This window comes from Micromonospora cathayae (assembly GCF_028993575.1).
In the GTDB taxonomy this organism is placed as follows: Bacteria; Actinomycetota; Actinomycetes; order Mycobacteriales; family Micromonosporaceae; genus Micromonospora; species Micromonospora cathayae.
Map to the genome: position 1 here is coordinate 5,654,328 of NZ_CP118615.1, position 12,294 is coordinate 5,666,621.

The 12,294-nt window shown below is 77.8% G+C and carries 4 protein-coding genes; all 4 read right to left on the reverse strand.

Translation table 11 applies throughout. The features are described 5' to 3' along the window. Positions 1-183 precede the first annotated feature (183 nt). Positions 184-2,160: an SWIM zinc finger family protein gene (locus PVK37_RS25000; RefSeq protein ID WP_275030253.1), complete on the reverse strand. Its 1,977-nt coding sequence runs from the start codon at positions 2,158-2,160 to the stop codon at positions 184-186. Continuing rightward, a complete protein-coding gene (locus PVK37_RS25005) occupies positions 2,157-5,963 on the reverse strand; it encodes a vWA domain-containing protein (protein ID WP_275030254.1) in 3,807 nt (1,268 codons plus the stop codon). The genes PVK37_RS25000 and PVK37_RS25005 overlap by 4 nt, the downstream gene beginning before the upstream one ends. Then, a complete protein-coding gene (locus PVK37_RS25010; protein WP_275030255.1) occupies positions 5,960-7,147 on the reverse strand; it encodes an ATP-binding protein in 1,188 nt (395 codons plus the stop codon). The genes PVK37_RS25005 and PVK37_RS25010 overlap by 4 nt, the downstream gene beginning before the upstream one ends. A gap of 89 nt (positions 7,148-7,236) precedes the next feature. Then, positions 7,237-12,234 (reverse strand): hypothetical protein, encoded by a 4,998-nt coding sequence (locus tag PVK37_RS25015; RefSeq protein WP_275030256.1) that lies wholly within the window; start codon positions 12,232-12,234, stop codon positions 7,237-7,239. Between the last annotated feature and the right edge of the window lie 60 nt (positions 12,235-12,294).

Below are 12,294 nucleotides of genomic sequence, written 5' to 3' on the forward strand. Positions count from 1 at the left end.
TCCCGGACAGGCCCCGGCAACCGATCCGGTGGCCCGCCCCCGCGCCACCCCACGGGTGTCCCGTCCGGACACCCGTGGAGCGTCGGGTGGGCCACCGCCCCGACCTGGCCGACGGGTGATCGGGACAGGTGCCATGGACGCGCCCGTCGGCGCGGGCTCCCCCGGCCCCGCCGCCCGGCCCGGTCAACCGACCGACGTGGCCGTCCAGGAGGACCGGATCAGCTCCCGCTCGGTGGCGGCGAGGTGGGCGGCAGCGGCGAGCCAGGCCCAGGCGTACCGGTCCGGGTCGGGGTCGGCGAGCCGGCCGAACGCGTCCCGGCCACGCCGGTCCGCCTCCGCCACCAGCGCCGACGCCAGCCCGGCGGCGGTGGTGAAGCCGGCCCCACGCAGCGGGCCGGTCAGCGCGGCGGTCTCGTCCCGGGTCGCCTCGGCGACCGCCCGCCGACCGCCGGAGACCGCCAACTCGACCAGCCGACGGACCCGCCACAGCGGCGACTCCGCGAGCAGGTCGGTGTCGTCGGCGGCCACCGGTCCGGGCGTCCCGGCCTCCTCGCGTGCCGGCAGGTGACCACCCTGGATCTGGTCGTAGCCCAGGTCCGCCCGGCCGTGCCACTGCGCCGGCAGCCGCAGCGTCACGGCGGCACCGGGCACCGCGCCGACGGCGAGCGGACGCAGCGTGCCGGCCCGGTCCGGGTCCAGCCGGCCGACCACCCGGATCCGCAGGCCCGGCCGGGAGGCCAGCCGCCGCAGGTTGGTCACGTGGGCCAGCGCCGGATGCGGGTCGGCCGGCACCAGGCGCAGCAGCGGCCCGTCCGGCACCGGCAGCCGGTCCGCCCCGACGCCGGGGGCAAGCTCGCGGGCCAGCACCCGGTCGCCCGCCGCGCCGAGCACGAGCAGGTCGGCACCGAGCAGCGCGGTACCGGCCCGGCCCGGATCCTCCGGGTCGTCGACGGTGAGCTGCGCGGCCACCACGTCGGCGAGCGGACGGGCGAACAGCTCCGCCAGTGGACCGGTGGACCAGTCCGTCCCGGCGAGCGGGGTGGCCCGGACCCGCGCGCCGGCACCCAGCCGGCCGTCCGGGGAGATGGTGGTACCGGTGACCCGCAGACCACCCCGGGCCAGCGCCGCGTGGTCGACCGCCACCGCGCCCATCTCGGTGACGGCCCGCGCGCAGTCCCGGGCGCGGGCCGGTCCGCCCGGTCGCACGTCCCCGAACGAGAGCCGACGCCCGTCGGCGGCGACCAGGTGGGTGACCACGCCGGCGTACCCGGTCGCGCTGATCACCGGTTCCCGGCAGACGCCGTACACCTCCAGCGTGCCGTCCGGCTGGTAGGCCCGGCGGAGCACGCCGACCAGCGCCGGGTCGGGATCGCCGGCAGCCAGCCGACCGGCCACGTACAGCAGGTCGTGCAACACCTCGACCAGGTCGGCGAGCCGGCGGCCGGCCTGCCGGTCCCGGTGCGCGCGCAGGCCACGGACCACACGCAGCGCGGCGCTCTCGGCCCGGGGCAGGCCGGCCAGCCGGGCACCGTGCGCGGCCCGGAGCAGGTCGGTCCGGGGCACCGCGCCGGCGGCCGGTACACCGCTGACGAGCACCACGGCGGCGGCCCGCCAGAGCGCGTCGGCGGCGGCCCGTTGTGCCTTCGTCGGCCCGCCACCGGGTCCGGTGCCGGCGGCGGCCGGACCGGCCGTGCCCGCCCGCGCGGTCCGCTCACCCGTGCCGACCCGCGCGGCCGATCCCGCCGGGCCGGTCCGACCGGCTCGGTCCGACCGCCCGGCGGCCGGCCCGAGACTGTCCGACGTGGACGGGTCGGCGAACGGTGGCCCGGGATGGTCGGCCGGGTCGGCGACCGGGCAGGCGACCAGGACCGCCGCCCGGTGCAGGCAGCGGGGGGCCAGCAGACAGCTGCACCGGGCCTGCTCCGGGTCGGTGACCACGCCGGTCGCCCCGGCGCTCAGGGTGACCCGGGCCTCCGGACCACAGTCGAGCGACAGCCCGCCGTCGACCCGCCCGACCGGCACCCCGGCCAGCCGTTCCACGGCCTCGTCCAGCCGCCGGCGCAGCCGGGACGGCAGGGCCGCCACCGCCGCCGTGGTCACTGCCGGTGACACCGGCGGCAACCGGTCGGTGTCCGGCACGACAGGGGTACGGTTCGTCAACGTGATCCTCCGCGGACACGGTCGCCCACCCAGCGGGCGAGTTCGAGCGGGCTGAGAGCGGCGACCGGCATCCCGGCCGCGACGAGCTGTTCGGCGACCGGTACCGAGTAGCAGGGCACCCCGCGGTCGTTCAGCGCGGCGCAGCCCAGCAGGTGCACCCCGGCCGACGCCAGCGCGCGGACCTCGCCGAGCAGCCCGGCCAGCGGGTAGCCCTCCTCGAAGTCGCTGACCACCGCGACGATGGTGCGGCTCGGCACCGTCACCAGCGAGCGGGCGTGGGCCAGTCCGGCGGCGATGTGCGTGCCGCCGCCGACCCGTACCTCCAGCAGCAGCGACAACGGATCGTCGACCCGGCCGGTCAGGTCGGCGACCTCGGTGGAGAAGGCGAGGAAGTGGGTGGACAGGCTGGGCACCCCGGCCAGCACGGCGGCGGTCAGCGCCGACCACACCACCGACGCCTCCATCGAGCCGGACACGTCGACCACCAGCACCAGCCGCCAGTCGGCCTCCCGACGGGTCCGGGTGTGGAAGACCGGGCGTTCCGGCACCACCACCGTCCGGCCGTCGCCGAGCCGACGGGTGTGCGCCAGGTTCGCCCGCAGCGTACGGTCCAGGTTGATCCGGCCGCCGGGCCGGCGGGACGGACGTGGGCTGGTCAGCCCGGTCAACGCCGGACGCGCCCGGTTCGCCAACTGGGCGGTCAGCTCCTCGACCAGCCGCCGGACCAGCGGGCGCAGTGCGGCCAGCTTCGCCTCGGGCAGGCCACCGGCCAGCGACAGCACCGAGGTCAGCAACTCCACCGAGGGGCGTACCGCGGCCGGGTCGAGTTCGGCCAGCACGTCGAGGCGACCGTGCTCGGCGGCCCGGGCGATCACCTCCTCGCGGACCGGTCTGCCGAACAGGGCCTCCAGTTCGTCGGCCCACTCCCGGGCGGTCGGGAAGGACGCCTCCTGGCCGCCGCCCGCCCCGGTACCGAGGTCGATGCCGCCCTCGCCCCGCCCCGCCCCGTACAGCTCGTCGAGGGCGCGGGCGTAGCGGCGGGCGTCGGCCGGCAGCCGGTCGGGCTGACGGCCGAGCAGCAGCCGCCACCGGTCCGCCGGTGCGAGCCCGGAGGCCGGCGGCGGGGCCGGGTCGGTGACCGCCGGAGTCGGCGGCGGGGCCGGGTCGGTGACGGCGGCGCGTACCTCGCTGACCGGGTCCGTGTCCGCTGCCGCCGACGGCCGGCGGGGCCGGTCGGTGGCGGCCCCGGCGGTCCGGGACGGTGGATCCGGGATCGGCAGTCCCCGGGCGAGCAGGGCGGCCCGGCCGGCCGCGTCGGCGGCGGCCCACCGGGCCAGCAGCTCGGGCGGGGCGGACAGGGTCACGTCGATCCGGTCGCCCAGCCGTTCGGCGACGGCGTCCAGCAGCCGGTCCCGGGCCGCCGGGGTGAGCACGTCGAACCCGCCCCGCAGGGCCGGCAGCCGGTCCAGGAAGCCGGTGTCGGTGAGCCGCTCGATCCGCTCCAGCAGCGGGTCCAGCGCGGCGGGCGCGGACTGCAACAGCGGGTGCGCGGCGGTGAGCAGCCCGCCGAGCATCCGGTGCAGGTGCCGACGGCTGTCCGGTCCGGTGGCCGCGTCGATCCCGCCGGCGATCCGGGTGCCCAGGGTCGCCAGGTCGGTCAGGTCGAGCAGCACCCGGGCGGCCAGGGCCGCGCCCTGCATCAGCGACGAACCCGACCGGGCCAGCTGGTCGAGCGCGTCGTCCAACCGCAGGCCGATCCGGTCCTGGCCGGCCCGGACCGCCAGGTCGACCAGGGCGGCGGCGTCGTCCGTGGCGTCGCTGCCGGCCAGGCCGGGCAACCCCCGGACCGCCGCGTCCAGCAGGACCACGGCCAGCTCGCCGGCCCGGTCCCGGCTGGCGGCGGTGGTGCCGGGCAAATGTTCCCGGCGCAGCGCCGCCAGCAGGTCCAGCGCGGTCAGCAGTTCGGGCAGGGTACCGGAGCCGGGCAGCACCACGGCGGCCAGGTCGAGCCGGTCGGTGACCAGCTCGGGCAGGTCGCACCGGGCGGCGTCCCGGAGCCCGGTGAGCAGCTGCGCGGCGGTGGGCCCACCGTCGGCGACCTCCCGGCGGAACCGCTCCCGCAGGGTGCCGGCGGCGGCCAGCGCCGCGGTCACCCCGCGTACCCCGACCAGGTCCAGGCGGGCCGCCACCGACGGGGTCCAGGCCAGCTGCCAGCGGGTGGTCAGGGCGGCCCCGTCACCGGTGCCGGCCACCGCGACCGGTTCGCCGTAGCCGACGCCGCAGACGTGCAGCCGGTGCAGCAGGATCTCCCGCCGGCTGTCCAGATCGGTGCGCAGCGGGTCCAGCCGGACCTCGCGGGCCTTCGGGCTGGCCGGGTGGGGCAGCCGCAGCGCGGCGAGCGCCGCCTCGACGGACGGGCCGAGCCCGGAGCGGGGCGTACCGGGCGCGGTCCGGCCCCGGTCCGCGCCGACCAGCACCGACTCCAGGGCGCGGGCCAGCGCCCGGCCCCGGCCGAGCAGCTCGCCCTGACCGAGCACGGTGGTCACCGCCTCCAGCACCTCGCCCCGGCCGGGCGCGGGCAGGCCGCGCAGCCGGGCCAGGTCGTCGGCCAACCGGACCGCTTCGGCGGCCTCACCGGTGCCGGCGGTGTGGCCGGCGGCGCGGAGTTCCCGGCACACGTCGGTGACCGCCCGGGCCGCGGCGGCCCGGATCCGGTCCGGGTCACCGGCGGCGGCGAGCACGGACTGCTGCCAGCGCGGGTCACGGATCCCGGCCGGGTAGCCGGAACGGGAGTCGAGCAGGTCGAACGCGTACGGCACCAGCGAGGTGACCACGGCGTTCCCACCGGCCCGTGCTGCCGTTCCACCGGCCGGGCCGGGCGACCGGTCCACGGCGCCGCCCAGCGGGCCGCCGGTCGACCCGGCCGGATCGGCGTCGGGGACGGTGCCGGACGACCCGGCGGCGAGCAGGGCCGGGGCGTGGAAGGCGCCGACAACGGCGGCGACCCGCCGGCCGTCCGCACCGGCCCCGGCCAGCACCCGGCGCATGTGCTCCTCACGGGCCAGGTCCCGGGCCGGTACGCCGTCACCGCTGGCGCTGTCGGTACGCATCGCCCAGCCCACCCCGAGGGCGGCCCGGCGGACCGCCTCCGGTGGGCAGCCCGGGGCGCGTACCTCGACCACCCGGTCCCACAGGTCGTCGCCGTCGCGGCCGGTGCCGCTGGCACCGAGCGCGGTGGCGTAGCCGGACCGGCGCGGGCCACCCGCACCCGGGGCGGCGTCGTCCCCGGTGCCCGGACCGACCGTCGGGTCCGGACCGACCGTCGGGTCCGGGTCGGTGGTCGCCCCGGGGGCGGACCACCCGGGATCGGCCAGCGGCAGGTCGCAGCAGACGACCTCGACGCCGCGCTGCCGGGCCCAGCGGATCGCGGCCAGCTCCGGCGAGAAGTCGGCGAACGGGTAGAAGCCCATCGGCCCGTCCGTACCGTGGCTGCCCACCACGGCGAGCGGGGCCCGGGCGGCCGGATCGGACAGGTACGGCAGCCAGTGCTGGAAGTCCGCCGGCAGCTCGACGGCGACCACCTCGGCCCCGGCGGCGTCCAGCAGGGCGGGCACCACCGCCGCCAGCGCGGGACTGTGGTGCCGCACCCCGATCAGGTACGGCCGGACGGAACGGGCGAGCGCGTCGACCACGACCCGCGGGTCGACGGCGGACCGGCCGTTCGCCGCTGGGTCGGCGCCGGATCGACCGGCCACGGCGGGTTCGGTGGCCGGCACGGCGGCCACCCGGGACGGCGGCGTCACCGCAGGCTCGCCCGCAGGTCCCAGAGCCGACGCCACATCGCCGAGCCGTCCTCGGCGCGCCGGCGGACCGGACCGTCCCAGTAGCCGAGCAGCCGGGCGTGGTCGTTCTCGTCGTCCTTGCGGACCACCCCGAGCAGATGCCCGGGGACCAGGTCGAGCGGGTCCGAGCCGGGGAGGAACGCGGCGGCCAGCCCCAGCGACGCCGCCACCTGCACCGCCTCGGCGGTGGACATCACGGTGCCGGGCCGTTCCACGTCCCAGCCCTCGCCCGACCGGCCGGTCCGCAGGTCCCGGAACACGGTGACCAGGGCGTCCAGCACCGCGTCGTCCACCGCGTACGGCGCGCCGGCGCGCTGGACGGCGGCGGTGGCCTGCCGACGGACCAGGTCGGTCTCGGTGTCCGCGTCCCCGATCGGGTGCACGGTCTCGAAGTTGAACCGGCGCTTGAGCGCCGAGGACATCTCCGACACCCCCCGGTCGCGCAGGTTGGCGGTGGCGATCACGGTGAACCCGGGCGTCGCCCGGATCAGGCCGTCCCCGGTGCCGGCCAGCTCCGGCACGTTCATCCGCCGGTCGGACAGGATGGACACCAGAGCGTCCTGCACCTCGGGCAGGCAGCGGGTGACCTCCTCGATCCGGGCGACCCGCCCGGTCCGCATCGCGGTCAGCACCGGCGAGTCGACCAGGGCCTGCGGGGTGGGGCCCTGGGCGAGCAGCAGCGCGTAGTTCCAGCCGTACCGGAAGGCGTCCTCGGTGGTACCGGCGGTGCCCTGCACGGTCAGCGCGCTGGTGCCGCAGACCGCGGCGGCCAGCAGCTCCGAGAGCATCGACTTGGCGGTGCCGGGCTCACCGACCAGCAGCAGGCCCCGCTCCCCGGCGAGGGTGACCACGCACCGTTCGACCAGGCTGCGTTCGCCGACGAACTTCGCGGCGATGGTCATGCTGGCCGGCAGGTCGACGCCACCCGGGCCGGTCCGCCGGTCGGCCGGCAGCGCCAGCGCCTCGCCGTCGCTGCCCTGGATGAAGGTGACCACGGCGCGCGGGGTCAGCGCCCAGCCCGGCGGCCGGGCCCCGTCGTCGTACGCGGCCAGGAAGGCCAGCTCGTCGGCGTACCGCTGCTCGGCGGAGAGCACCTGGGCGGCCTCCGGGGCCACGGTGGGGCGGACGTGTTCCGTCACGGTCACGGTGTTCCTCGATCTTTCACTGGGTCTCGGACATTCGGGCGGGGTCGGCTGGTGGGGCCGGGTCCGGCTGCACCAGCCTCAGGTGGGGGTCAGCGCGGGCTGCGGGTGGACGGGGTGTCGAGGCGGGGCCGGTCGCCGTCGCGGAGCCGTCGCCAGGCCCGCCGGTACAGGTCGGCGACCGGTTCGCCGGGCACGGTGACACCGAGCGCGGCGGTACCGTCGGGGGTCAGGTCGAACAGGGCGGCCTTCCAGCCCTCGACCGGAGGGTGTCCGCTTCCGGGCGCCAGCCACGGGCCGGGCAGGAAGAGTGACCGGCCGGCCCCGGGCCGGGTGGCCGTGACGACCAGGTCGGTGCCGGCCAGTTCGGCGCGGGCCGCCTTCAGCCGGGCCGGTTTCCAGCCGGTCCACTTCGCCGTGTTGCGGTCGGTGGGGTCCGGCATGGCGAGCAGCATCAGGTACACCGCCGCCGCGTCGGCACCCAGACCGTGTGCGGTGGCCGCCTCGGTGACCAGGTCGGGCACCGACCGGGTGGGGTCCTGCGGCCACCACGTCCCGTCGGTGGTCCGGTCGCCGTCGGCCGGGACCCCGGGGTCGGCGAGCAGCGCCGCGAACCGCGGGTCGCGGACCAGCCGCAGGGCCACCTCCGTCGGGTACGGCTGGGCCGCGTCGGGCCGCAGCGCCGGCAGGTACGGGTCGGTCCCGTCGGCGTCGAGCAGGTCCGGCCGCAGCGCCGGCGACGGCTGGTCGTCGTGGGTGGCCAGCACGATCGCGCCGTACCGCTCCCAGCCCGGACCGGTCTCCGACGGGGTGCCGGCCACCTGGCGGAAGTCGGTCAGGGAGACGTACCGGTCGAGGTCGAGCAGCAGGTGCGGGTTGGTCAGCCGGTCCCGGAGCGCGGCCAGCGCGGCCGGCAACGCGGCCCGGCACGGGTCACCGGCCGGGGTGTGGTGGGCGACCCAGGCGGCCAGCCGGACCGTCGAGACGAGCACCTCACCGGTGAAGCCGGTGGCCCGGTCGTCGACCGGGCGGGCCCGGTCACCGCTGATCTGGAAGGCCAGGTCGGTGCCCAGTTCGGCCGAACGGGCCGGGTCGAGCAGCGCCGGCAGCGCCCGGGCCGGGCTCCAGCCGGTGCGGATGGCGCGGACCGCCTCGGCGAGCAGGTGTTCGGGCACCACCACCCGGCGGCCCAGGGCGGCGTTCCAGACCGCCGCGGCGGCGGCGACGTCCGGGCCGTCGGTCCACAGCCGGGCCGGATCGTCCGGCAGCAGCGCCCCGACCACGGCCCGCCGCAGCTGCGGGCTGGCCTCGGCCAGTACGCCGAAGGCCAGCTTGACCTCGGCGGCCTGCCGGATGCCGAGCGCCTTGCGCAGCTCGGCGGGGACGCTGCCGGCCGAGTCGGCGTACGGCACACCGGCCAGCACCAGCTTCGCGGCGGTGGGGGTGACCCCGGTCAGCTCGGCGAACCGCTCGGCCGGCTCCGGCCGCCACGGCACCGGACCGCGCGTGGTCCACTCGGTGTGGAAGCGGGCCAGCCAGCCGGCCGGCCGGTCGGCGCCGACCGGGGTCGAGGAGTCCACCGTGTACGGCTCGGGCACGGCGAACACCCCGGTCGGGTCGTGGTACAGCGCGTCCAGGTGGTAGCCGGTCCGGGTGCCGCCGGCGGTGAGCACGGCGAGGAACGCCCCGTCGGGCAGCGGCAGGATGCCCGGCCGGGGATACCGGCGGTTGCCCTGCGGGTCGGTCAGGTCGTCATCGAGCAGGTGCAGCCGGAACCGGCGCCACCGGGCCGGTTCGGTCGCGGTACCCAGGTCGAGCCGGTCCAGCGCGGTGAGCAGGGCACGCAGGTCGTCCCGGTGGTCGTCCGGGGTGACCGCCGCGACCGCCCGGTAGGCGACCGCCGCCACCCCGTCCAGCAGCGGCCACCAGGACAGCGCACCGGGCAGCGCCGGCCCGTCCAGGTGCAGCCGTACGGCGGGGTCGGGGCCGCCGGTCGCGGACCGCTGGGCGGTGAACGCCTGGAACTGGGTGAAGGCGTGCGGCTGGGTGGCCTCCGGGCGGGCGGAGCCACGCAGGCCGTCCAGCGCCACGCCGAGCCGCCGGTCGGTGGGTCCGTCGACGGTGCCGGTCGACGCCGGGACCGACGCGGACAGCGCCCGGGTGATCCGTTCGGTCGTCGCGTCCAGGTCGGTACGGACCCGGGCGGCCAGCCGCAGCACGCCCGCCACCCCGGCGAGCAGCGCGGGCTGGCTGATCGCCGGCACCGTCGACCGGACCAGCTCGACCAGCGGATCGGCGGCGGGTTCCGGGGTGCCGGCCGGTGCGGCCGGTGCCCCGGCGACGGGTGCCGGGACCGCTGCGCCGACCGTGGCTGCCGGGGTGGTGCCGGGACGGCCGGTCGACGCCCCGGCCAGCGCGGCGTGGCGTTCGGCGACGGCGGCGGTGAGCAGCCCGGCCACCGTGTCCCGGTCGATCCGGCGCAGCGCGGCCGAGCCGGCCGGGTCCCGGGGCAGCAGGTTGCCGAGGAACGCCGGGCCGGGCAGCGGCATCCCCCTGGGGCCAAGGTCCCCGCCGGGTTCGCCGCCGACCGCCGACACGACACCGTCCGGGTCGAGCAGGGCCAGGTTGCTCAGCACCGCCCGGGGTCGGTCGTCACCGGGGAGCATAAGCAGCGCGACCGGTCTCTGCCCGGCCGGCACGGCGACGCTCCGGCCGGCCAGGTCCGTACCGCGCACCGAGCCGTCCGGGAGGGTGACGACCCGCCAGCCGAGCAGGCCGTCCACCGGTACGGCGGCCGGGGTGGCCCGCCCGGACAGCGCCGGCCGCAGCCAGCTCGCCCGCTCGGTGAGGCGCTCCCCGGCCGGCAGATCGGCCAGGAACCCGGGCAGGCCGCGCGGGCCGGGGCTGCCACCGACCGGGTCGTACTCGTGCCAGCCGTCTTCGCTGCCGGTGCCGTTGTCCCGGTACACCCAGTGGGTGGTGCCGTCGGTGATGACCGGCAGTTCGTCCGGGACGGCGGAGTCCCCGGGGTGCAGCACTCCCCCGCCGGTGGTCCGGCCCCCGCCGGCCAGCGGCAGGGTGACCGTGTTGCGGCGGGGCTCGCTGCCCCGGGTGCGGCCCTGGAGGGGCTGCGGCTCGTCGGGGGCCGAGTGCCAGTAGCCGCGCAGGTGGTAACCGAGGTCCGGGGAGCGCCAGTACACCAGCAGGTGGCCGTCGACGTAGTGGTAGCCGGGCCGGCCCCAGACGTCACCGGCGGGGATGCGCAGGTCGTGGCGGAGCACGATGCCCTCGGCGTCGAACACGCGTACCGTGGTCGGGCCGGCCAGGATCGCGTACGGCCAGGCTTCCTGGCGGGTCAGCTCGACCCGGTGGTCCCCGCCGGTCACCTCCTGCCAGGCCGTTTCCCAGGCCGGCCAGCCCAGCTCGGCGAAGATCCCGCCACGCAGGCTGGCGGCGGCCCGCTCGGCGAGGTCGACGCCGAGGGCCCACCCGAGGTCACCGCCCGGACCGTGGTCCGCGCGCCCGGTGGCGGTGTCCGCGCGCCCGGTGGCGGTGTCGGCGGAGATCAGTCGGAGGGCCTCGACCGGGAGTCCGCCCAGCCAGTCAAGCGACTCCGGCAGGCATGGCAGCCCGGCGGCGAACCGGTCGCGGAGCCGCTCGCGCAGCCAGTCGGCCAGTAGCGGCTGCAGGCCCGGCGTGTCGGCCACCCGGCGCAGGGTTTCCGGCTCGTTGTCGAGTCGGGCCAGCCCACGGTGCAGGGCAGCGGTGAACCGGGCGTCGCCGGCCAGCGCGAACAGGTTCCGCTCTCCCCCGGTCCGGACCCAGTGCGCCAGGTCCAGGGTGTCGCGCTCGGCCGGTGCGGTCACCGGCAGGTCGAGGGCGAGCAGCAGGTCGAGCAGGTCCAGGTCGTCGCTGACGGTGAGGGTTCCGCCCTGGTCGGCGAGTTCGGTGCGCAGCCGGTCGGCCAGCCGTTCGACCAGCGGGTACAGCGCCGTCAGCCGGCGGGGGCGGTAGCCGGAGGTGGCCCGGTCGAGGAAGCGGCGCAGCCAACCGACGGCACCGTCGCGCGGCCGGGCCGGGTCAGGGACGTCCGGGTCGGCGAGTCCGGCGAGCGCGCCGGTGTCGGTCAGCAGGGTCAGCCAGGCGACCAGTTGGTCCCGGTCGGTGGGCATCAGGTCGAGCAGGCTGCCGCGGATCGCCGGGTCGCTGGCGGCCAGCGCGGTGACCGCCGGCAGGTGGGCCTTCCACCAGCCGGCCGGCGCCTCGGCGGTGGCCGGTAGCCGGAGCAGCTCGGTCAGGTAGGCGGCCACCCGGTCGGCGGCCCCGGTGTCGGCCCGGCCGGCCGCCCGGACCAGTCGGTTCACCGCGGTGGCGGACTGGGTGGACGGGGCCACCCCGGCGGACGCGGCGCGCAGCGCCAGCCGGCAGAACCGGTCCAGGGCCTCGGCGGGCGGCAGTTGGGCAGCGAGTTCCTTCGCGTAACCGGCCAGCGCGGCCCCGGACACCACCTTGGCGGCGGCGAACTCCAGGTAGACCTCGTCGAGCCGGTTCAGGTCGATCGGCAGGCCGTGCTGGGCCTCCGCCCGGCGGGCCTTGTTGAACAGCTGCGACGCGTAGGTGTCCTGTCCGGCGGCCAGGAACGTCCGTGCCGCCTGCTCGAAGAACGTGGGCAGGACGTGCGGCAGGGTACGGGCGAACCGGTCGGCGACGGCCAGGTGTCCGTCCAGGGCGACCTTCGGCCGGGACCGGGCCTGTCTGGCGAGCCTGTCCAGTTCCGGCAGCACCGCCAGGACGTGCCGGCCGTCGGCCGGATGGTGCACCAGCACCCACTCGGGGAAGGCCAGCGGGCGGCGCGGGCCGAGCCCGACGACGGCGGGTTCGGCAGCCGGGGTCAGGCCGAGGAACCCGACGGCGGCGTCCTCGCCCGCGCCGAGGGCGGCGTCGACCAGGCGGACCACCGGGCGGTCGCCGAGGACCGGGTGCCGGTAGGCGCGGGCGGTGAGGGGCACCGCCCGGTCGCCGGCCCCGGTGGTGGTCGCCGGCAGTACCGCACCGGCGGCCAGCATGCTCCCGATCGCGCTGGTGTCCATTCCGCTCCCGGTCCTTGCGTCGTCCGTCCCGGCTCCCGCCGGACCGGTGTGCGTGCCGTT